General features: G+C 59.2%; 18 protein-coding genes. 8 read left to right on the plus strand and 10 right to left on the minus strand.

The window, feature by feature from the left end; genetic code table 11:
• Positions 1 to 6: 6 nt before the first annotated feature.
• Genes K8U54_RS14600 through K8U54_RS14615 form a run of 4 tightly spaced genes read right to left on the minus strand, consistent with a single transcriptional unit; the run spans position 7 to position 4,692 of the window.
• A complete protein-coding gene (locus K8U54_RS14600; protein ID WP_249906492.1) occupies positions 7 to 1,404 on the minus strand; it encodes an ABC transporter ATP-binding protein in 1,398 nt (465 codons plus the stop codon).
• Positions 1,401 to 2,222 (minus strand): ABC transporter permease, encoded by an 822-nt coding sequence (locus K8U54_RS14605; RefSeq protein WP_249906493.1) that lies wholly within the window; start codon positions 2,220 to 2,222, stop codon positions 1,401 to 1,403. The genes K8U54_RS14600 and K8U54_RS14605 overlap by 4 nt, the downstream gene beginning before the upstream one ends.
• Entirely contained in the window at positions 2,219 to 3,154 is a 936-nt protein-coding gene (locus tag K8U54_RS14610) for an ABC transporter permease (RefSeq protein WP_070887267.1), read from the minus strand. Before K8U54_RS14610 ends, K8U54_RS14605 begins: the two co-directional genes overlap by 4 nt.
• Positions 3,151 to 4,692 (minus strand): ABC transporter substrate-binding protein, encoded by a 1,542-nt coding sequence (locus K8U54_RS14615; RefSeq protein ID WP_249906494.1) that lies wholly within the window; start codon positions 4,690 to 4,692, stop codon positions 3,151 to 3,153. The genes K8U54_RS14610 and K8U54_RS14615 overlap by 4 nt, the downstream gene beginning before the upstream one ends.
• Before the next feature lie 526 nt (positions 4,693 to 5,218).
• On the opposite strand from K8U54_RS14615, the gene K8U54_RS14620 reads away from it, so the two are divergent.
• Positions 5,219 to 6,274 (plus strand): acyltransferase family protein, encoded by a 1,056-nt coding sequence (locus tag K8U54_RS14620; RefSeq protein WP_249906495.1) that lies wholly within the window; start codon positions 5,219 to 5,221, stop codon positions 6,272 to 6,274.
• 360 nt (positions 6,275 to 6,634) lie between these two features.
• Here K8U54_RS14620 and K8U54_RS14625 read toward each other — a convergent pair whose 3' ends face one another.
• Entirely contained in the window at positions 6,635 to 7,459 is an 825-nt protein-coding gene (locus tag K8U54_RS14625; RefSeq protein ID WP_249906496.1) for a hypothetical protein, read from the minus strand.
• 434 nt (positions 7,460 to 7,893) lie between these two features.
• Here K8U54_RS14625 and K8U54_RS14630 point away from each other — a divergent pair, with 434 nt between their 5' ends.
• From K8U54_RS14630 to hsdR, 7 genes are all read left to right on the plus strand, one after another.
• Complete coding sequence (locus tag K8U54_RS14630; RefSeq protein ID WP_131650822.1) at positions 7,894 to 8,124, plus strand: helix-turn-helix transcriptional regulator; 231 nt, start codon at positions 7,894 to 7,896, stop codon at positions 8,122 to 8,124.
• 496 nt (positions 8,125 to 8,620) lie between these two features.
• Complete coding sequence (locus K8U54_RS14635; RefSeq protein ID WP_249906497.1) at positions 8,621 to 9,319, plus strand: inovirus Gp2 family protein; 699 nt, start codon at positions 8,621 to 8,623, stop codon at positions 9,317 to 9,319.
• Between the two features lie 100 nt (positions 9,320 to 9,419).
• The gene (locus K8U54_RS14640) at positions 9,420 to 11,570 is read left to right on the plus strand and encodes a nuclease-related domain-containing protein (RefSeq protein ID WP_249906498.1); all 2,151 of its coding nucleotides are present in this window, start codon (positions 9,420 to 9,422) and stop codon (positions 11,568 to 11,570) included.
• A 125-nt stretch (positions 11,571 to 11,695) separates the two neighbouring features.
• The gene (locus tag K8U54_RS14645) at positions 11,696 to 13,144 is read left to right on the plus strand and encodes an N-6 DNA methylase (protein ID WP_249906499.1); all 1,449 of its coding nucleotides are present in this window, start codon (positions 11,696 to 11,698) and stop codon (positions 13,142 to 13,144) included.
• A complete protein-coding gene (locus K8U54_RS14650) occupies positions 13,141 to 14,301 on the plus strand; it encodes a restriction endonuclease subunit S (RefSeq protein ID WP_249906500.1) in 1,161 nt (386 codons plus the stop codon). The genes K8U54_RS14645 and K8U54_RS14650 overlap by 4 nt, the downstream gene beginning before the upstream one ends.
• A 13-nt stretch (positions 14,302 to 14,314) precedes the next feature.
• Positions 14,315 to 16,111 carry a GmrSD restriction endonuclease domain-containing protein gene (locus K8U54_RS14655; protein WP_249906501.1) on the plus strand — a complete coding sequence of 599 codons (1,797 nt, stop codon included), beginning with the start codon at positions 14,315 to 14,317 and terminating at the stop codon, positions 16,109 to 16,111.
• Complete coding sequence (gene hsdR / locus K8U54_RS14660) at positions 16,111 to 18,486, plus strand: EcoAI/FtnUII family type I restriction enzme subunit R (protein ID WP_249906502.1); 2,376 nt, start codon at positions 16,111 to 16,113, stop codon at positions 18,484 to 18,486. The genes K8U54_RS14655 and hsdR overlap by 1 nt, the downstream gene beginning before the upstream one ends.
• A gap of 169 nt (positions 18,487 to 18,655) precedes the next feature.
• Here hsdR and K8U54_RS14665 read toward each other — a convergent pair whose 3' ends face one another.
• The 5 genes from K8U54_RS14665 to K8U54_RS14685 form a co-directional block, all read right to left on the minus strand.
• Entirely contained in the window at positions 18,656 to 18,862 is a 207-nt protein-coding gene (locus K8U54_RS14665; protein ID WP_249906503.1) for a hypothetical protein, read from the minus strand.
• Between the two features lie 42 nt (positions 18,863 to 18,904).
• Positions 18,905 to 19,798, minus strand: coding sequence for a hydrolase or metal-binding protein (locus K8U54_RS14670; RefSeq protein ID WP_249906504.1), 894 nt, complete (start codon positions 19,796 to 19,798; stop codon positions 18,905 to 18,907).
• A 90-nt stretch (positions 19,799 to 19,888) separates the two neighbouring features.
• Complete coding sequence (locus K8U54_RS14675) at positions 19,889 to 20,893, minus strand: YqaJ viral recombinase family protein (protein WP_249906505.1); 1,005 nt, start codon at positions 20,891 to 20,893, stop codon at positions 19,889 to 19,891.
• Positions 20,894 to 20,967: 74 nt separating this feature from the next.
• Positions 20,968 to 21,936, minus strand: a complete 969-nt coding sequence (locus K8U54_RS14680) for a DUF932 domain-containing protein (protein ID WP_249906506.1) — start codon at positions 21,934 to 21,936, stop codon at positions 20,968 to 20,970.
• 90 nt (positions 21,937 to 22,026) lie between these two features.
• Positions 22,027 to 22,356 (minus strand): hypothetical protein, encoded by a 330-nt coding sequence (locus K8U54_RS14685; protein WP_249906507.1) that lies wholly within the window; start codon positions 22,354 to 22,356, stop codon positions 22,027 to 22,029.
• Positions 22,357 to 22,641: the final 285 nt, after the last annotated feature.

Here is a 22,641-nt window from a genome sequence, read left to right on the forward strand (position 1 = left end):
CGCCGCTCAGTGGCCCAGGCGAATGCGCTGATCCGCTACCGCCTCGATCAGCGCCTCGTCATGGCTGACCAGCAGCACCGCGGTGCGGCGTTCCCGGGCCGTCTCCACCAGCAGTTCGATCATCTCCTGCTGGGTGATCAGGTCGAGGCGCGAACTGGGTTCGTCGGCGAAGATGAACACCGGGTCGAGCAGCAGCACGCGCAGCAGGGAAAAGCGCTGCAGCTCGCCGCCGGAAACGTTGCCGGGCAGGCGGTTGAGCAGGCCGCCGTCGAGGCGCAGGCGGGCGAGCAGGCCATCGATACGGCTGGCATCGAGGCGATGCAGGCTCACCAGGTCGGCCAGGCAGCGGCCCAGGGTGACGGTCGGCGGGAAGGCCGCCACCGGGTCCTGGTAGAGCTTCTGGAAGGCCACGCGCGGTGCCTCGCGGCGCTTGGTCACGGTACCGCTGCGTGCCTGCATCAACCCGAGTATGACGTCACCCAGGGTCGACTTGCCGCAGCCCGACGGGCCGGTGACGCCGACCACTTCGCCAGGGCGCACGTCGAACGACAGCCCTTCGAACAGCACGCGGTCACCACGCTCCACGGCCAGGTCGCGCACCTGCACCACCGGCGCGCCGCTCGGCACCGATGGGTCATGGCGTGGCCAGCGTGCCGGGTCGGCGTTCAACAGGCGGCGGGTGTACTCGTGGGTCGGCGCATCGAGCACCTGCGCGGCGCTGCCGCTCTCGATGACGCGGCCCTTGAGCATGATCATCACCTCGCCACCGAGCTGGCGCGCCACCTCGATATCGTGGGTGATGATCAGCAGTGCGCCGCCCTCGGCGATGCCGGCCTGCAACAGGCTGATCACCTCGCCGATACGTGCGCTGTCGAGGCCCTTGGTGGGCTCGTCGGCGATCATCACCTTGGCGCCACCCGCGTGGGTGGCGGCGAACGCCAGGCGCTGGGCCATACCGCCGGAGAGCTGGAAGGGAAACTTCGCCTCGGCCTGCTCGATACCCAGCTGCGTCAGATCACTGCGACTTTGCCGACGGGATTCCTGAGCGCTTTTGCCGACTACGTAGCGGTAGGTTTCCGCCACCTGGTCGAGGGCGCGCATGGTCGGGTCCAGGCTCAGCCAGGGCTCCTGGGGCAGCACGGCGAGTTCGCGGCCCCAGGCGGCACGCCGGCCAGTCGCCTGGCCCGACTCGCATCGGCCGCCGGCCAGTTCGATCTCGCCATGGGCCGAGAGGCCCGGCGGCAGGTTGCCGACGATGCCCTGGGCGAACAGGCTCTTGCCCGAGCCGGTTTCGCCGATGATGGTCAGCACCTTGCCGGGCCACAGGTCGATGGACAGCGGCTCGACCAGTTGCGCGGTGGCGGTACGGATTTCCAGGGCGCGGGTGCTCAGCAGTGGTTTCATGGCTTGCGCCCCCCGGCAATCAGCAGCAGTGACAGAACGATAAGAAAGATCACGGTGATCGGCAGGGCGATCACCGACGGCGCTTCGGCGAAGTACGGCAGCAGCTCGGTGATCATCAGCCCCAGCTCGGCGGTGGGCGGCTTGACGCCGACGCTGACGAAGCCCAGGGCGGCGATGGCCATGATCGCCGCGGCGGCGCCAAAGGCGGCGATGGTCATCAGCAGTGGCGCCAGTTCCGGCAACAGGTGGCGGCGGATGATGTATGCCGGGCCGAAGCCGAGCAGCTGCGAGGCCGCCACGGCCGGCGAGGCCAGCACGGTGCGCGCCAGGGCGCGGGTCATGCGGAAGTATTCGATCCACAGCACCAGCGCCACCGCGCCATACAGGGCGAGAAACGAGCCGGGGTAGATGGCCACGATCAGCAGCACCAGCAGCAGGCCGGGCAGGGCCAGGAACATCTCGGCCAAGAGGCCCAGACCCTTGTCGACCCAGCCGCCCTTCCAGGCCGCCAGGATGCCCAGCAGCACGCCGGGAATGGCCGCGGTGGCGACGCTGACCAGCGCCAGGCCCAGGGACAGGCGCACGGCGGCGGCCAGGCGCGCGAGCATGTCGCGGCCCAGGTGATCGGTGCCCAGCGGGTGGGCGCTGCTGACGCCGGCGAGAATCGCGCTGTAGTCCTGCTTGGCGATGTCCACGCCCCACAGCAGCGGCACGCCGATGGCGAAGGCGACCAGCGCCGCGAGCAGGGCGAGGCCGATGTAACGGACGGTCGCGCGCGGTGCGGGCGCGGCCTCGGCGATGGCGGTTTCCAGGCTCATGCGGTTCTCCGGCGCGGGTCGATCAGGTGGTTGAGCAGGTCCACGGCGGTATTGAGCAGCACGAACATCAGCCCCATGGCCAGTGCGGTGCCCTGCACCATGGGCACGTCGCGCTGAACGATGGCGTGCACCAGGCCGTGGCCGATGCCCGGCCAGGCGAACAGGGTTTCGACCACCACCACACCCTCGATCAGGTACACCAGCTGCACGCCCAGGTACGTCACCACCGGCACGCCGATATTGCGCAGGCCATGGCGCATGAACACCTGGGCACCGCTCAGCCCCTTGAGGCGGCCGAAAGCGAAGTAGGCGGACGATGCCACCGCCACGGTAGCGTCCCGCGCCACCCGCGAAGACACCGCCGCCAGGCCCAACGCCAGGGTCAGGGTCGGCAGGATGGTATGGATGAAGCTGCCATGGCCGGCCGACGGCAGCACCATCAGCCACACCGAGAAGATCAGCACCAGAATCACCCCCAGCACGAAGTGCGGGATGGCGCGGGTGACCGTGCTGAGCAGCAGCAGGCCGCGGTCCAGCATGCCGCCCGGGCGCAGGCCGGCGAAGATGCCGATGGGCGGGCCGATCAGGAAGGACAGCAACACGGCGCCGACGGCCAGGCGCACGGAACTGCCCAGTTCATGGGCGACCATGTCCAGCACCGGCCGGCCGGTGACCAGCGAGTTACCCAGGTCGAGGCTCAGCAGGTCGCCGATCCACGCCGTGAAGCGCCACAGCACCGGCTGATCCAGGCCCAGCTCGGCGCGTACCGCCTCGGCGGCGGCGCTGTTGACCATGTCGTAGCCATAGCGCCCGGCGGCGATGCGGTAGGCGGCATCACCGGGCAGCAGGCTCATCAGCAGGAAGGTCAGGGCGCCGATCAGCACGGCGACCATCACCGCCTGCAGCAGGCGAAAGCCCAGCAACCGCATCATGGGCGCCACCGCATGCTGCTCAGGCCGAAGGTGCGCTCGAACGGATCGATGGCGGCGCCTTCGATCTGTTTGGACACGGCGATGGACTGGCGGTACCAGGCGATGGGGATCAGCGGCAGGTCGTTCTGCACCAGGGTCATCAGCTTGTTGCGCAGTTGCTGTTGTTCGGCCGGGTCATCGCTGGCCAGCAGTTTGCTCAGGGTTTGGTCGAACTGCGGGTTGTTCCAGCCCAGCGGGCCCCACTCGGCGCCGCCATTGCCAAAGTCGGCCATCAGGGTCAGCAGCGGGTCGGGCACCAGGGCGTAGTTGCGCCCGTACAGGGCCAGTTGCAGGGTGCCGTCGTTATGCGCGGCGGGGATGGCGCTGGCATTGGTGACGGCGACTTCCACGTCCACGCCGACCTCACGCAGCTGTGCCTGCAGGGCGGTGGCGATCAGCGGCAGTTCCGGACGATCCGAATAGGTGAGCAGCTTGAGCTGCAGGCGCTGGCCGTCCTTTTCCAGAATGCCGTCGGCACCCGGCTTCCAGCCCTGGGCCGCGAGCAGGTCACGGGCCGCCTGCGGGTCGTACTTCAGTGGCGGCAGGCTGGCGTCGTGCCAGGCCGGCACGCTGCCCGCGAACATCTGCGTAGCGCCGGTGCCCGGCGCGCGCAGCACGGCGGCGGTGATGCCTTCGCGGTTGATCGCCAGGCTCAGCGCCTGGCGCACCTCCACCGGCGCGGTGGCGCCGTTGCCGGCATTGGCCGCCAGCACCAGCACGCGCGGCACCGGGCCCATCAGCACCTGCACACTGGGGTTGCGCTGCAGGCGCGCGATGCTCGGCGGGTCGAGCTGGAACACCAGCTCGGCACCGCCGCTCTCGGCCATCAGCGAGCGGGTTTCGCCGCGCCCGGCGCCCAGGTAGGTGGTTTTCTCGATGCTCGGTTTTGTCCCCCAGTAACCCTCGAAGCGCTCGGCGGCGAGGCGCTGCGGCGGCTCCAGCAGGGTCAGGTGATACGGGCCGGTGGCGATGATCTGCTTGACGTTGTCGTCGGCGTCATAGGCCGCGCTGGCAAGGATGTTGGTGGACGAGTGAGCCAGTAGCGCCGCCAGCGGTTTGAAGGGCTTGCTGAGGGTGATCACCACCTCATTGCCGGTGGCGCTGATCGCGGTGATCGGCGCATCGCGCAGCATGCCGGGCTTCTTGCGCGCCGCCTCCAGGGCATGGGCGGCAACGGCGGCGGTGAGGTCGCTGCCGTCGTGGAATTTCACGCCCTGGCGGATCGCCAGGGTCCACTGCTTGCCGTCGTCCGACACACTCCAGCGCTCGGCCAGGGCCGGCAGCGGCTGGCCCTTGGCATCGGCCTCGAGCAGGGTTTCGGTGATCTGCATGCGCTGGAAGATAAACCCGGAAATCGCCGGGTCCAGCCCGCCGATCTCGAACGGTGCGACCACGTCGAACACGCGATCATCGGCGGCGACAGGGCCGGCTGTCAGCGTCAACCAGGCGGCGAAGGCACCGGCGAGCAGTGAGAGGCGAGGGCGGTTCCTGAAATGCATGGGCAGGTCCTTGGCGAGTCTGATCGGCAGGCAGGCGCTGGCGCACTGCCCGTGGCAAAAAAGGCCGGACAATATAGTAATGTTATGTTGTATCGTCTAGTGGTGATTAGTTTCAACGCGGCGTGTTGAACGTGTCTAGGCCGGGGAGGTGAGAGCTGCTGCGGCTAGCAGCACGGTAATGAATATGTCCATGGATGCGCTGCGTGCGCTGCCCTGGCGGGTGGTGCAGTGGCAGGTCGCCTGGTAGCTGAAGCGTGCCGGGAGGATCGGCCGCAATATCCTGCGAGCCATCAGTATGCCGGAGGGTGGTGATGGCACTAGGGTATTTGCCATGGCTTTTCCTCATCGCCACGTGGGTCAGAAGCTCTCGCTTGGATTATTGAAAAATCGGTCCTCTTTAGCGGCGCGACCGCAAGGCGGCTGATGAACTGTCGAAGCTCACCGGGCTCAGATGGTCTGATCCGCCAGCATCCGTTCCCATCTCTGTGGAAACGCTGTCTCGCTTAGCTAGTACAGAGGACTCAGCATGACCAACACCACGCCTGAAAAGGATCTGCGAATAGAGACCATTCGCGGACTGGCGCTGTTTCTCATGGTGGCGGGCCATGTCATCGGCAGTTCGTCCGACCTGGGCATGAAGGTGCCTGACGACTCCGTGCTGCGCTACCTCTACGACTCCCTCGTTTACATCCGCATGCCGCTGTTCACTGCCATTTCCGGCTACGTTTATGCACTGCGCCCGGTGAGCACCGGCAGTGATCTATCGCGCTTTTACAGAGGCAAGTTCAAACGTGTGGGCATACCGCTGTTGACGGTCTCGACGCTGTTCTTCGTCATGCAGATGATCGTGCCCAACACCAACGACAAGCCGCAGCTGAGCGAGATCTTCAGCATCTACTTCTTCAGCTACGCGCATTTCTGGTTCCTGCAGGCGATCTTCTGCATCTTCATGGTGATCTCCTTGCTGGAGAAGGCTGGCCTGCTGTTAAGCCTGCGCAACTACGGTCTGGTGTTCGCGGTGGCCCTGGCGGCGTCCTTCGTGTCGGAGGGTTTCCCGAACCTGTTCAGCTTCGACCGGGCGGTGGAGCTGTTGCCATTCTTTCTGCTGGGCCTGGGCCTCTATCGCTTCAGCGCGCAACTGATCACTCGCAGCAGTGTCGTCACCATGGCCGCGGCGCTGGTGATTCTGGTGGGGATCGACCAGGCCTATCTGTTCGCGCTGCTTGACCTCGACGATGCCAACCTGGCCCTGGTCGGCACGGCGCTGGGCCTGGCGGCTATCAGCCTGCTGATCGCCCGGCGCTTCTACTTCATGCCGCTGGCCTGGCTGGGTTACTTCTCCTTCGAGATTTACCTGTTCCACGTCTTCGGCACGGCGGGTGCGCGCATCGTGCTGAATAAGCTGCAGGTCGAGGGGCAGTGGCTGGTCTTCACCGGCAGCATGGCGCTGGGGCTGCTGCTGCCGGTGGCGTTCAAGCTGGTGCTGGAGCGGATCGGCCCGCTGCAGTTTCTCAGCGTGGCCTTCTTCGGCGGCAAAACGCGAGTCAATCATGCGCCTCCGCGACAGAAGGCCACCACCTGAGGCAACTGGCCACAAGGGTTAACGGCCGGCGGTAAGGATGCGCGCTACGGGGTTCCTAGCCCGCCCGAGTACCGGATTGGCAGATCTGACCGTTAACTCGCGCAGTTGTTAAAGCCTCCACTGTGGGGCAGGATCACTGGCAGCCCTGCGGGCGGTTTGCAAACTACAGGTGGGCAGCTGATGTTCAGTCTGGCGCCTTTCCGACACCCAAAGAAAAACCCCTGACTTCCGCTAGGAAATCAGGGGTTCTGGTTTGGTGGGCCGGGGTAATCTGAACAGTTAATTTAAATGCATGATTTTATTGAAAAATAATCGGTTAATTTTCGCTTTGGAATACCGTTTGGAATACCGTCATTCGATCTAAAGCTTCCGGAGAACCAGTCCGAGGTGCAGGCCGGTCTCGGCTTCGTTGAGAATGAGCCGCTCAAGGATTTTCGTCCTAGAAAGCTTATGCCCTTGAGCAAGTCTGTCGAGGGTGGTGTTGACATCGTTGGCGAGTACAAAGTTGTATTGCTTCTTGTTGGGCGAGTTTTCGCGCGTCTTTCGGGTGCCCCACCATCGCTTGATTTTGGCAACGTAGAGCTCTCTTTCGCCTAGGGTCGCATCACAGCGGTCAAAAAAATCCAGTAGCTCGCTATGGCTTGTGAAAGGGGGAGCGCTCCGGGTTAGTTGAGGCTGGTGCTTCTCCATCCAGTCCCAAGCCATTGAGCATTTTGATTCCTCGTCCACTCCCTTGAACCAAGTGAAGAGCTTGTCGTGCTGTAGGTGCTCACGCCACGCATATTCAAGGTCGCTCACAGCCGTTTTCTTGTCGCTTAAGCGGGCGTTCCAGAGATCGAAGACTGCAATCACTTGCTGCCGGATCGGCAATGTCGCGAGTGGCTGTGGGAGTTGTCTTTCACCTATAGCTTGCAGGGTTTTCCGTACTAGCCAGGCCGGCTGTCGCCCATCCTTCGCAACCCATCGAAAGTCATAGTCGGCTAGAAACTGAGTGTCTTTGGCGTGCTCAAGGGCCGCTACGAGCTTTGGGGTGAGGTGCTCAGCTATCTGCTTACGCATGACCTGGCTATTGAGCTGGCACTCGTCAAATTCAACTCCATCATTAGCCAGTGCATTCCATAGCCAGGCGATCTCCCTCACGGTCATCTTCATGGTGCGAATGAGTTCCGTTTCTACTCTGCCCATTTCAATCTCCAAGAGTATTTATGGATGGATTATAGACGTATTAAAGCGAATATCTATCGTGCTTTATAGATGTTTTATAGCCGATGTATAGATGTTGAAAATCATGCCTGCTTCCCTGTTTTTAAGGGGTTTATGGCCTTTTTAGGGGCGCCATGCCATCCAGGCACTAACCGTTGCACGGAGCCCCTTCATTAGTCGCGGCAACCTTGAATTTCAACACGTACCTACACGAACTGGCTGCGGACCCTTGGCAATGGTCAATGGCCATGTATTCGGAGCTGCCACTGCAATAAGGCCAAACGCAATTTTGGGAAGCTCAAGGTGCTGGCATAGGCCAAGGTGAATCGCCGATGCGTTCCGTCCTGGATGGGGTAGCCAGGTTTTTTCTAATCGCCTCTGCAGATCCTCTGAGCCACATACAGAGGAGCCTGCTCATGCGAATCATCCGTTTGAAAGAGGTCATCGATTCGACCGGTTTGGCGCGGTCGACCATCTACAAGCACATCGGGGAGGGCACCTTTCCGAAACCGGTTTCACTGGGCGACCGTTGCGTCGGTTGGGTCGACAGCGAGGTGCACGACTGGATCTTGGCTAGGATCGAGGAGCGTGACCTGGCAGAGGGTGCTGCGACGCGCTCCACCGGCCATCTGAGTGTGGCCAGTTAGATCTGAGTATCTGCGCCATGACTGGCTACGGCTGGTCATGGCGCTTATGCCGGGTGGCTTCTTCAGGCTGCTCGGCACTCGCCAGGAAGCCGGCTCGATGTTGCTCCGCATCGATCCGGCAGGCTCTGGCTAGGCATCGGTCCACCATGGGCTTTCGATCTGGTTTTTTTCCGGAATACGGTTTCAGCAAAAACAGTCGCTGTGGCTTGGTAATCGGGGTGGATTTTCCCGAGCCAGTCGGAGCGGTCAGCTGCGGTGTGGGTAGTATGCTTTTACTAGCTATTACTACCCGAAGGGTTCCCACCTAACCCAGCAGTGGAAAGCATCACTGACCAGATCCCATGCACAAGGAGTCGGATACTGAGCTACCACTTGAAGTGGCTGGCAGCACAACGCATGCGGATAGGTCAACCAAGTGTCGGTCGAGGAAAGGTAACGGTTAAAAAGTACACAGCTGACACAGGTTATGAAACTCAACCAACGAGAGGTCATAACCATGCTCAACGATACCGATACCACTCAGCGCTACCTGCTCCGTCATCCTGCCAATACCAATCTCCATCTGCACTACGACAACACCTTTGCGGGCTTCCGCTTGATGCGTGACAAGGGGCCTTTCATTCGTGAGTACCTGTCCGATCTCAAGCACACCATCGAGCTGGCTTTGGCTGAATATCCGAGGCTCTTGGCCTTCAGAGTGGATCTCCGTTTGCCTCAGGGTGTCGAGCTGCCCGACTACGCCTATACGAACCAAGTCATCAGCCGATTCTTCGAATCGTTTACGAAGAAGATCCAGTATCACCAGGAGCGGGTGGCTGAGCGTGGCTATTCGCGTGGCTGCAAAGTACGGTACGTCTGGTCCCGGGAGGTCGGTCAGGGAGGCCGGCAGCACTATCACCTGTTGATCCTGTTGAACCGCGATGCCTATTACACAATTGGGCGTCTGGGTTCAGATCGGGTGAATATGATCAGCCGCTTAGAGGACTCCTGGGTAGGCGCGCTACGGCTATCGGTCGACCAGGTGAGAGGACTTGTGCATATCCCGAAGGATGCTGAATACCGAATCGATCGTGAGATCCGTCGTGATGAGGTCGATGAGCTGCACGAGCTGTTCTACCGAGCCAGCTATCTGTGCAAGGTTGCTACGAAGTCCTACGGGGATCGTCAGCGATCATTCGGCACCAGCAATGGCTAATTGACTAGTGACTGCGCTCTAACACCGTGCTTGTGGAATCCTGGCCAGCTGATGGTTTAGGCTCAGGCCAGGAATCTACGGATGATGAGGGCGCTTTGGAGTGACGGAAAAAGGAGAGCGCTGCCGACAGCATTATCAGTCGGTATATGAACGGAATCAGCCAGAACTCAGCAAGGGCCGTGCTCTTGATGAAAGCTTGCATCATTTCCTCGACCAGCGCCCGGCGGGTAAGAACCTGTCAGCACTTGAGCGTGCGCAAGGTCTTGCGTCGGCATTGTTTTGGCTTGATATGGATGCGGTTGCTCAATCCGAACTTGCCAGCCTCGCCCTTAGCCGGGTGCTGCATTTCGATAATGCAGTCAGAGCTGATCTACTGCTGCACATCGCTAGCCATAACCCAGAAACCCTCAGGTGGGCAATCCGTTACTCGAAGCTGTTTGAGCGTACGGAGTCGCCGCTTTGGCTTGCGCTCAGGGCGGCTCTCGGCGGGGATGAGTGGCATGTCTTCTTCGGTGTCTGCGACCGTTTACTAGATCAGCTCAAGCCTTTTGATGAGCTGATAGCCCGCTCTGATAATCAGCTTGAGCACTTATCGCTGGTGGAGCTGTTCTCCTACCTCAGTGTGCTGGCCTATCAGGAGTTTTCTGAAGACGGTTCCGATGATCGTTCCGGTCGACAGTGGCAGGTCTACAACCGCATCATCTTGAGGAAACTCGAGGCTTGCCCGGAAGAGGACTTTTGCCTGACCGAGTCCCGGCTCGGGCAGTCGTTGAAGCGGCATTTGTCGCCGATTATTTTTCCTGAGTCGTCCGCCACGGATGCAGTCCGGTGTCGTGAAAACCTCGAATGGTTAGCTGTTCTGATTGCAGCAACCCAAGAGCGGATCGACTATGAGGGTTCGATTGACTGGTTCTGCTTCAACTCTGAATGCCGTTACCAGCTAAAACCCGGTGAGCCGGTTATCTACAACCAGTCGGAGGCGGGAACAGAGCGGTGGCGGCGCACCGGGCGTAAGAATGATTTGCTTTGGCACTATTGGATGAATCGCGCCGTGCATGCCTTCGCTCTCTCCGGCATGGCTGAACAACTCATCGGTTCACCTGAGAACCATGAGCTGAACCAGCTGGCCTTTATCAAGGCGGTTCGCAGCAAGCTGCAGCTGCAGCAAATCTACGGCTTGGGTGACCGGCTCTCGCTCAGTGATGGCTCCCAGATCCAGCTTCACCACTTGCTGCTGGCGAGCGAGCTAAGTTCGGTTTTCTTTCAGAAAGAGTTTATCCAGCCATTCCAGCGTTACTTGCGCGAATCCGGTGTGCTTGCTCAGGCACTGGGGCGGCTAGCCATGAATGGCATGCTTTCCGGTGAAAACCGGTTCCCGATGACCTGGTCCGAAGAGCCAGAAAAGATCCGCAGGATCACTGGCTGGACTGTCTGTGACGAACACCCGAAAGGCTGCGCCAGCTCGGCCAAGGCAATCCTCACGTTCTGGACCAGCGACTTCAAGGCGCTATCTCAGCAATTGAAACTGCAGCCGGGGATGCCAGCGCCGAGGCTTTATGAGCAGCCCTTCTACAAAATCGGACGCTATAGCTTTCAGTTCCCTTGGGTTGGTGCGCAGCAAAACAACCTGACGGCAGCCATCAATAACTTGCGGCGCGTGAATGCCCGTAGAGCGGATGCGCAGGCAGAGACGCAACGAGTGGAGCTGGCGTTGGCCGAGAGTCTTCGGCAGCGAGGCTTTGCCGTTGAGGTGGGGTATCGGCCGGCTGTGACAGGCGATGACGATGCCGGCGAGGTGGATCTGATCTGCCACATGGATGGCGTACTGCTGCTCTTGGAGGTCAAGTCGGGGTATATCCGTTCGACTAGGCATGAGGTCTGGTTGCATCGCACCAACACGTTGCGTAAGGCGGCCTGGCAGTTACGCCGCAAACAGACCGCTGTTCGAAGTGCGCTAGTTGCTGATCAAGAGTTGCGCGCCAGGTTGGGCTATTACGGCCAAGAGCCTGAGGCGGATATGCGTTCCTGGATTGTCGATACCTCCATTGAGCTCGATGGGCGGTCAGTCGATGGATTCAGGGTGGTATCCCGAGAGGCACTGGAGGTCGTTCTGCGTGATGAGAAGCAGCTCCTCAGGCCCATAGATCAGCTTGACGAGGTGAGTCGGGACTCATTGTTCCTTGACGGCTTTACTGCTGGGCGATTTGTCGCGGTTGTTGAGTCCGATGAGCTGTGGCTAGGCCTCTGCTGACGCCAAGACGGGGCTCGAAAGGACGTACGAGGTGCGTTCAGGAGTAGCAAATTTTTGATGCCAAGCCGATAGCGGGTAGATTACCGGCTTTGCCCCGCGCAACATTGCCAGGATGCTGACAGTTAATGTTTGAACAAGCCTTCAAGAATATCGACGATGCCCTCTGGAAAGAGAGCGGCTGTACCACCGAGCTAGACTACACCGAGCAAACCTCCTGGCTGCTTTTTCTCAAGTATCTCGATGGGCTGGAGCAGGAAAAGGCCGGCGAGGCCCTGCTTGAGGGTAAGTACTACTACTACATTTTGGATCCGGCCTACCGCTGGAGTACTTGGGCCGCGCCTAAGGATGCGAATGGCCAGCTGGATCACAACAGCTCGCTGACTGGCGATGATCTGATCGATTTTGTAAATCGCAAGCTCTTCCCCTATCTGCATGGCTTCAAACAGCGCGCAGCTGGGCCGGACACCATCGAATACAAAATCGGCGAGATCTTCGGTGAGATCAAAAACAAGATCCGCAGTGGCTACACGCTGCGCGACATCATCGATCATGTCGATGAGCTGCGCTTTGGCTCGCAGGTCGAGAAGCATGAGCTTTCGGCGCTCTATGAAGAAAAAATCAAACGCATGGGCAACGCCGGGCGCAACGGAGGTGAGTACTACACCCCGCGCCCACTGATCCGCGCCATGATCCAAGTGACTGCACCGAAGATTGGTGAGCGCATCTACGATGGCGCTTGTGGCTCGGCTGGCTTCCTGTGCGAGGCGCACGACTTCCTCCGTGCCACTCCCAATCTGAGCACGAAAGACCTCGAAACCCTGCAGACGCGTACCTTCTACGGCAAGGAAAAGAAAAGCCTCGCCTATGTGATCGCGATCATGAACATGATCCTGCACGGCATCGAAGCGCCCAATATCCAGCACACCAACACCCTGACCGAAAACCTCGCCGATGTGCAGGAGAAAGACCGCTTCGATGTGATCCTCGCCAACCCGCCCTTTGGTGGCAAAGAACGGCCCGAAGTCCAGCAGAACTTCCCGATCCGCACCGGCGAAACCGCCTTCCTGTTTCTGCAGCACTTCATCAAGATGCTCAAGGCTGGCGGGCGCGCGGCAATCGTCATCAAAAACACCTTCCTCAGCAATGGTGACGCTGCCAGCTTGAGAAAGCTCCTGCTAGAAACCTGCAATCTGCACACGATTCTCGATTGCCCCAGAGGCACCTTCCAGGGGGCGGGTGTGAAGACCGTAGTGTTGTTCTTCGAGAAAGGCGCGCCCACTCGCAAAATCTGGTACTACCAGCTCGACCCCGGCCGCAGCCTGGGCAAGACCAACCCGCTCAACGATGCGGACTTGCTGGAATTCATCGAGCTGCAGAAAACCTTGGCCGAGTCGGACAAGAGCTGGAGCCTGGACGTCGCCAGCATCAACGCTGCGAGCTACGACCTGTCGGTTAAGAGCCCAAACGGCGGCGATGCAATCACCCACCGCAGCCCGCAGGACATCATGGGTGAGATCGCTGCGCTAGATGCTGAGAGCGCCGAGGTGCTGGCGAACATCAGGGCGATCCTATGAAGGCGGGGTGGGAAACAAAGCCGCTTGGCGAAATTATTCAGCTGGAGTACGGAAAGCCACTCGATGCTTCGCAGAGAAAGTCCGATGGCTTGTACCCGGTTTATGGTGCCAACGGAGAGAAAGACCGGAGCGATACCTTCTTCTACGACAAGCCCAGCATCATCGTCGGAAGAAAAGGCTCGGCAGGCGAGGTAAACCTGACTGAAGCCCGCTTCTGGCCACTGGATGTCACCTACTTCGTGACATTCGATGAAACACGTTTTGATTTGCAGTTTCTTTACCACCTACTGAGCCATCTAGAGCTGCCGAAATTAGCTAAAGGAGTGAAGCCAGGGATCAATCGCAATGAAGTCTATGCGATTGACGTGGCTACCCCTCGGCTCCCTGAGCAACAACGCATCGTCGCCATTCTCGACGAAGCCTTTGCCGGCATTGCCATGGCCCGCGCCGCCGCTGAGCAAAACCGCCAAAATGCCCGCGCCTTCTTCGAAAGCCACCTCCAGTCCGTCTTCAGTCAGCGGGGTGAGGGCTGGATGGAGGTAACGGTTGGTCAGTTGGTCCGGGATGGAGTGATTGCAAAACCCCAAGACGGTAATCACGGGGAGATTCATCCCACAAAAGCCGACTATGTCGAGGTTGGTATACCGTTTCTTATGGCTGCAGATCTTTTAGGCGGGCGTGTTGATACAAAGGGGTGCCGATTCATTTCCGAGCAGCAAGCTCGATCGCTTCGAATTGGCTTCTCAGTCGATCAAGATGTGCTTCTTTCCCACAAAGGAACCATTGGGAGAGTCGCTATTCTTGAAACAGACCAAGAGTTTGTAATGCTAACGCCGCAAGTTACCTATTACCGGGTGCTGAAAAAGTCAGAAATTTCAAATCACTATCTGTATTTTTATTTCCACAGCCCTAAATTCAGAAACCAGATTGAGCATGTATCCGGAGCCGGTTCGACTCGTGCGTACATCGGCATAACAAAACAACTCGATTTGAAGATACTGCTTCCTCCAATTGCAATTCAACAGCAGCTTGCCGTGCAACTCAAAGCGCTACAGGATGAGTCTCGTCATCTTGAATCTCTCTATATGCGTAAGCTCACCGCGCTGGACGAGCTAAAGCAATCCCTGCTGCATCAGGCTTTCAGCGGCAATCTATAAAAGGACTTTCCAGATGGCCACCCAGCGTTACTCCGTTACCCCGCATCCGATTGAAACCCTGTTGACCTGGGTGAAGTCCGGTGAGATTGCGATCCCGGAAATTCAGCGGCCTTTCGTTTGGGAGGCGACACGGGTGCGCAACCTGCTTGATTCGCTTTACCAAGGCTATCCGGTGGGTTATCTGATCGCCTGGCGCAATCCGTCGGTGAAGCTCAAGGACGGCACTACGTCTGCTGGAAAGCGCATCCTGATCGACGGACAGCAGCGAGTCACGGCGCTCATGGCATCGCTGCTCGGTGTTGAAGTGCTGACTGAGGATTATGAAACCGTTCAAATCCGCATCGCGTTTAATCCTCAGACCGAGAGTTTTGAGGTAAGCAACCCGGCGATCCGTAAAGACGTAGCGTGGTTGCCGGATGTGGCGGCGGTGTTCAACCCGACGACGAGCGTGTTCCAGCTGGTGAGCGAGTACTGCGCAGCCAACTCGGGTTGCTCGCAAGATGTGGTCTTCAAGGTGATCGAACGGCTGCGTGGCATCGTGCATAACCACGTGGGCATTATCGAACTGGCGGAAGACCTGGACATCGAAACGGTCACGGAGATCTTCATCCGGGTGAATTCGGCGGGCGCCCAGCTCTCACAAGCTGACTTTGCAATGTCGAAGATTGCGGTGAACGAAAGCTATGGCGGCAACGTGCTGCGCAAAGCCATCGACTACTTCTGCCATCTGGCGGTGGCACCAGACTTCAAGGCCAAGATTGAGAAAGGCGACACTGCCTTCGTGGGCTCGGAGTTCTACGGAAAGATGAAGTGGATCTGCGATGTGAATGACGACATCTACGATCCCACCTACACCGACATGCTGCGCGTGGCTTTCACCTCGGAGTTCGGGCGCGGCAAACTGCAGGATCTGGTGGCCTTGCTCTCGGGGCGGAATTTCGAGACCAAGCAGTTTGAAGAAGCCATTGCCGAACAGTCGTTCGCCAAGTTGAAGGATGGCATCCATGCCTTCATCAACGAGACCCATTTCAAGCGCATCACGATGATCCTGCGCTCTGCCGGCTTCATCACCAGCGACATGATCAGCAGCCAGAATGCGGTGAACTTCGCCTACATCCTGTATCTGCGCGGTCGCAAAGAGGGCGTACCTGCTGCCGAGCTGGAGCAACTGGTGCGGCGCTGGTTCGCCATGTCTGTGCTGCGCGGACGTTACAGCGGCTCGCCCGAGTCAACCTTCGATTACGACATACGGCAGATCGAGAGCCGGGGCGTGAAGGCTGTAGTGGATACGGTAATCCCTGCCGAACTGCCAGAAAGTTTCTGGACCGGGATGCTGCCGCAATTCATGGCTACGTCGTCAATCAAAAGCCCCTACTTTCTCTGCTACAAGGCTGCACAAGGTAAGCTCGGCGACAAGGGTTTCCTTTCGACCAACATCACCGTGACCGATCTGCTGCTGAATCGTTCGGACATCCATCACGTCTATCCGCGCCAGCACCTGAAGGGCAAGGGCCTCAGTGCTAGCACCTACAACCAGATTGCCAACTATGTGGTGGCCCAGAGCGAGATCAATATTACGATCAGCTCCACGGCGCCTGAGCTCTATTTCAGGGAGTTAGCCGAGCAGTGCAAAGGCGGTGCCGTGAAGTATGGCGGCATCACCGACGAAGCGATCATGCGTGAAAACCTGCGCATGAACTGCATTCCTGAAGCCATGCTCGACGGTGAGATCAAAGACTTCAACGCGTTTCTGGAAGAGCGCAGGAAGCTGATGGCGTTGAAGATTAAGGCTTGGTTTGAGGTGTTGTGATGAACGAAGCCGAAACCAGAGCCGAGTACATTGACCCCGCGCTTGCTGCGGCTGGCTGGGGCGTTGTTGAAGGTAGCCGCATTCGCCGTGAGTACCCGATCACCCTGGGCCGCATCGAGGGCAATGGCAAGCGGGGCAAGGCACTGACCGCTGACTATGTGCTGGAGTATCGGAATACTAAGCTGGCGGTGGTGGAGGCCAAGGCCTGGCAGAAGCTGTTGACTGAGGGTGTTGGGCAGGCAAAGGACTACGCGGGCAAGCTCTCGATTCGCTTTACCTACGCCAGCAATGGTCAGGGTATCTACAGCATCGATATGCACACGGGCATGGAAGGCGAGCTTGAGTCCTTCCCTTCGCCTGAAGAGTTATGGCACGCCACCTTTGCTGCCGAGAACGCATGGCGTGACCGTTTTGCCGCCGTGCCCTTTGAAGATAAGGGCGGCTACTGGCAAGGCCGCTACTATCAGGACATTGCTATCGAGCGGGTGCTTGCTGCGCTGGCTGAGGGGCAAGAGCGCATCCTGCTGACACTGGCAACCGGGACTGGCAAAACCTTCATTGCTTTCCAACTGGCGTGGAAGTTGTTCCAGAGCCGGTGGAATTTGACTGATTGGAAGTCTGAGGCTGAGCCGTCCCGCCGGCCGCGCATTCTGTTCCTTGCCGACCGCAATATTCTCGCTGACCAGGCTTACAACGCTTTTTCAGCCTTCCCCGAAGATGCACTCGTTCGCATCGCTCCCGACGAGATCAAGAAGAAAGGCAAGGTGCCGAAGAACGGCAGCATTTTCTTCACGATTTTCCAGACCTTCGTGAGTGGTCAGGGTGATACGCCGTACTTTGGCGAGTACCCGCCGGACTTCTTCGATTTCATCATCATCGACGAGTGCCACCGGGGTGGTGCTAACGATGAAAGCAACTGGCGCGGCATCCTCGAATACTTCTCGCCCGCCGTGCAGTTGGGCCTGACCGCTACGCCGAAGCGAAAGGACAACGCCGACACCTATGCCTACTTCGGTGAGCCGGTGTTCATCTATTCGCTCAAAGATGGCATCAACGATGGTTTCCTTACACCCTTCCGTCTGAAACAGATCGCCACCACGCTGGATGACTATGTATTCACCTCGGACGACACCGTGGTGGAGGGTGAGATCGAGGCCGGCAAGCGCTACGAAGAGAAGGATTTCAACAAGATCATCGAGATCAAGGAGCGCGAGAAGAAGCGCGTCGAGATCTTCATGAACGAGATCGACCAGAAAGAAAAAACCATCGTCTTTTGTGCCACGCAAACCCATGCGCTGGCCGTGCGCGACTTGATCAACCAGATCAAGAAGAGCGCCGACCCAAACTACTGCCAGCGAGTGACTGCGCATGATGGTGCGCTGGGCGAACAATGGCTGCGCGACTTCCAGGACAACGAAAAGACCATCCCGACCATTCTGACCACCTCTCAGAAACTTTCTACCGGCGTGGATGCGCGTAACGTCCGCAACATCGTGCTCATGCGGCCGGTGAATTCGATTATTGAGTTCAAGCAAATCATCGGGCGCGGCACCCGGCTTTACGATGGCAAGGACTACTTCACGATCTATGACTTCGTTAAGGCTCACCACCACTTCAGTGATCCGGAGTGGGATGGCGAGCCGATAGAGCCGGAAGCCTGTAAAAAATGCGGCAATACACCTTGCGCCTGTGAGAAGACGTCTCCTAAGCCCTGTGCAATCTGCGGAAATCAGCCCTGTACATGCCCGAAGGAGCCCTGCCAGAAATGCGGCAACCGACCCTGTACCTGCAAGAAAAAGGCGAAGGTGAAGCTCGGGGATGGCAAGGAGCGCCAGATTCAATTCATGACTGCGACCAGTTTCTGGCATCCGGATGGCACCCCAATGTCCGCCACGCAGTTCATGGAGGCCCTATTCGGTAAGTTGCCTGAATTCTTCAAGGACGAAGATGAGTTGCGAGTCCTGTGGAGCGCTCCGGACACCCGGCGCAAGTTGCTGGACGGACTCGCGGAAAAAGGGTTCGGGAAGGATCAGCTTGCCGAAATGCAGCGGATTATCGACGCTGAGAACAGCGACATCTTCGATGTGCTGGCCTTTGTTGCCTATGCCGACACCCCGCTTACCCGTGAGCAGCGGGCTGAGCGGGCGAAGGTTGTGGTCAGCAAAGAGTTTGGCGACAAGCAGCAGGCCTTTTTGACTTTTGTGCTGGCCCACTACGTCAGCGCCGGCGTGGATGAGCTCGACGAAGTTAAGCTGGGGCCACTCTTGAAGCTCAAGTACAACAACGCGATTGCGGATGCGTTTGCTGACCTTGGGACGCCCGATAGCATACGGAAAGCGTTTGTGGGCTTTCAGCAGTACCTTTATCAGGGCTGAGCTGCGCGCATGACTCGCGGCTGATTAGGCAGCGCTTGCACCAGGTTTTGGTCAAAAGAAAAACGCGTGAAGCTAAGAGGGAGGTTACTGCCTCCCTCTTTGCTTAACTTTCCTATGACGTCGGCGCGATTAGCCAGCCGTTGCAGCCTTGCTTATGGATGTGGCCAGATTACTGCAGTGCAATACTGCTGGCTTCTTTCTGGACCTTGCTGCGGAAGGCTTTTATTAGTCTGCAAAGGATCCAGCAGGCCAAGACTACGGCGACCAGCAGTGGTGGAAAGCGCAGCATCAGTAGAACGATGATAACTATCGTACATGCTGCAGCCAGCGCGCCGATAAAGGTCAGCAGGCACAGCAAAAATCTCAGTAGTGTCATGCCGAGTCTCCGAAGGCCTGCCCGGAGTGGGCAGGCACAGAGTTAGTGGGTTTTTGTGGCGAGCACTTCCAGCTTGCCGGCCAGCGAGTTGGGCGCAGGCGATGCCGTATCGCACTGACTGTCGGACGCCAGATCCGGGCTGGCGAAGAACTCCTCGACAATGCCCCCGACATCCTCCTCACTGTCCTCGAAGGCACCATTGCCCAAGCCACGCCGTGCTGCTTCGTCCAGTGCGGCTTGATCGAAACCCGCCGCCTGCCGCTGTTCATCCAGCTCGCCTGCTAAGCGCAGTGCCTCGGTCATGACCATGCCGCTACGCACCGTCAGATCGGTGTAGAAGATCGGCGTGCCGTGGCTTTGGCGGGTGGACTTGCCACGCAGCCGCAATTCAAGTGGCAGGCAGGCCAGGCGGTTGCCGGAAATGGCCTGAAAGTAGTGAAGGCGAGCGGCGAGGGTGCGGATGCTGTTGAAGCCAGTGGTGCGGAACACAAAGCTGCCCAGCAGATCCTCATCGCCGATCACCACGTTCAGTCGGCCATATGGCTTGCAGGCTCCGCCCTTAGCCAGCGAGCAGGCATCCGGCGAAGGGCAGGGCAGCGATTGCATACCGTCCTGGGTGACTCGCTTGCAGGTCTCGCCATCGCCGATGCAGATCGGGCGACCGGACTGGCGATCAAACAACGTGTAGTCCGCACGAAAATTCAGTTCTGGTTCGTTGAACAGCAGGCGCACCGGAATGCTGCGCAGCTTGTCGTCCTTGCCTTGGCGCAGCTCATCATTAAGAGGATGCGCCAGCCAGCCATCGCGGCTCTGCACCTGGGAAGTAATGGTGAACTGATCATCCTTTTCCGGCAGGCGTTTACCGTTTCTCTCGATAACCTTGCCGATGGAAATCCGCCCGAGTACTGGCGGCGTGATAGCTAGACCTTTAAGCATGGTGGTTCTCCTGTGAAACGAAAAAAGGCCAGCCACGCAGCGCGTACTGCATGGACTGACCGAAGGGGAGAAAGGGTGGGAGAGTGCGATTCAGCCGATCAGAAAGCGCCGGGCACCGGGCTTGAGGAGCGAGTACCTGTCGCGCAGGTGAGGCCTGTCTCGGAGCAGTCGAGCCACATCGAAGCCAATGCTGTCCTTGGCTTTGCGCCAACTGACGTAGCCGTTGGTGAACTCCGCGCGTGTGGCCTCGCCCATCGCTTGTTGCAGCATCTGCTTGAGCTGAGCTTCGCGTGCATGCTTTTTATCAATGAACTGACGCAGAGCCTTGAGCTCGACGTAAGCTGCGGTAAGTGCCGGGTTGTCCCTGAAGTCCACCGTCTGCCCGTCGTCTTCGGGATACAGGCAGCGCAGTGCCGTTTCAGCCGAGGCCGTCCCATCCGCGGGTGGCGGCGTGTCGGTCTCGACGTATGTCCAGAACGTACGCTCCAGTTCGATTAGGCGGGCGATCATCGCTTCGTCGCGCTCGATGCGATGGATCTCCAAGTGCTGACCACCGAGCACAACCGCAACATCTGCCGCTTGCTTGCCAGTCACGGCGAGCTGGTGCATCACCTGCAACTGCACATATTCGGGTACGCCTTCTTTCCAGAGGCGTGCCCCGTTTATGCCGGCTGTCTTGCATTCGAGAATTTGCACATCGTCGGCGCCGATGACCTCGCGATCAATGTTGGCCAGCATCCAGGAGAACTCAGGGTCCGGATGCTGCAGCACCGCGTTGATGCGGCGAACTTTGTTGCCGGTGCGCTTGCTGTAATGCCAGGCCACAATCGGCTCAAGAACGTTGCCCCAGTACATCGCGCTTTCTTCATCATCGGGGTCGGTTTTCGGCAGCCCGGTGTCCCGCCCGGTCTTCTCCAGCCACAGCTCCAGCTGCGACTTGTATGGGTTCAGGCCAACGGCCGCAGCGGCATCCGAGCTGCCGATGCCGCGTTTGCGCACCTCCAGCCACTCTTCTCGGGGCAGTTCCTTGGTACTGATCAGGCGTAGGGCTGAGCGGGGTTTGCTGGTGTTGCGGTTCAATGAGGTTGCTGTCATTGCGTCACCTTGCAGGCGTAAAAAAGCCCGATCAGCGCGAAGCTGATCGGGCGATACGATTGAAAGAGAAGGCCTTAGGCGGCGAGCTGTAGAGCCGCATCCAGAGCACGTTGCTTGATCTGCGCGCCCTGACCGAACCAGGCCGAGTCCAACCGGTATTCGGTGCTGCGTGCTCGTCGTTCGTGATCGACATACTCAGTTACGGCATTGAGCAAACCCCAGGCGGTGCCGTGTGCCGACTCAAGCTGGCTACCTCGGCCACGCCCTTCATACAGCTCCTGGACTTTGCGCAGAGCACGTTCGTTGGGCAGCTGTTCGGGTAGCTGGCCGGTCGGGCTCACTTCGCACATGACGTTCATGAAAAAGCCCATCGCTTCATGCCACTGCACCTTGCGCTCAGCCAGATGGCGCATGCGGTACATGAAGTCGTCCCATTGCGAGACGGCTATACCGAGCTGCTTCTTCACCAGATTCGGATCGAAGCGAGTGTTGTGCGGCACCTTGATCGCTCGGCTGGTGCCGTCCAGGGCGATGGTCAGGGTGTTGTTGCACACCACGCGAACAGTGGTCGGCGTTGCGGTGGTGGCCAAGGTGCCGTCGCATGACGTAGCCAACAGCAGGTAGCCGTTGACCTGGTCGTTACCCTTGATCGCCGTGCCTTGCCCGGTGCGTGCAAGCGCCCAGAACTTGCGACCGCCCTTGAGTACGCCAGCGGTTTCCAGCTCGTAGCCGGAGACCTCGGTCAGATCGCGGTAGAACTCCAATACTTCCCGAGGCTGCACGGTGTGATACCGCTTGGAGACCACCGACAGTGGGGCTTTGTTGTCCGAGCGGTAGAGCACCTTCTGCTCGGGGAAGGAGTGAATCGTACCGAGATGGGCGATGGCGTCCGATTTGAAATGAACGGGGCTTTCCAATATCTGCCAGTCCATGCCGGCTTCACGCTGCCAGACCTCGATAGGTTGTTTTTGCGGCAGGTTGTTGCCCAGACCGTGCCAAGGGGTAGCGTCGGCGTAAGCCATGGTTTCGATGAGATGAGCCATGAGAACGATTCCTTTGGATGCGCGCCGGCATAAAGCGCTGCGCCAGGCGCAGCGCCATCCGGACGATAGAAATGAGAAGGGGGGCGCCGATCAGGTCGGCAGGTTGAAGCGATGACCGCAGAGCAGACAGAGGTTGTGGGCCAGGACGTGGCGGTCGAGCGACTCGCCGAGCTGAGCGCCCAGCGCACAGCCGCCAACCCCGCCGGCCAGGCCGCCGAGGATGGCGCCCGATACGGAGCCTAGGGTGATGCCTAATGGGCCGGCAACGGCACCGATGAGTGCACCAGCCTGACCGCCAGCGAGGGCTGCACTGATGCCGCGCGCAGCACCGCCTACGGTGCCTATGGCGGCGCCGATTTTCATAGCGTGATGGAAGGAAGCGACTTTGGGGGAGTGACAGCGAGGGCACAGCAATGACATGGGGAAAACCTCCTTGGTGCTGGTGTCATTGCGGTGATGTAGGACTGAGATTTTTTTGAATCGAATGTAAGCGTCCTGCCAACTGTTCCCTGAATGCCGGCAGCCTCAGCATTTTGACCAGGGGCTTCTTCGATCAAGCCTACCAGGCTCTCTCCGAGCTGATGTGGCGAGTGGCGTATGGAGCCAGCCCTTGCCGCTTCACCAAACGCACCCCGTTCACATGCATTTGCGGCGATTCTTAGAATAGTGCCCTTTAGTGGCGTCGCTAATTTTGAAGTAGCTGAG

The organism is Pseudomonas fulva, assembly GCF_023517795.1.
GTDB lineage: Bacteria > Pseudomonadota > Gammaproteobacteria > Pseudomonadales > Pseudomonadaceae > Aquipseudomonas > Aquipseudomonas fulva_D.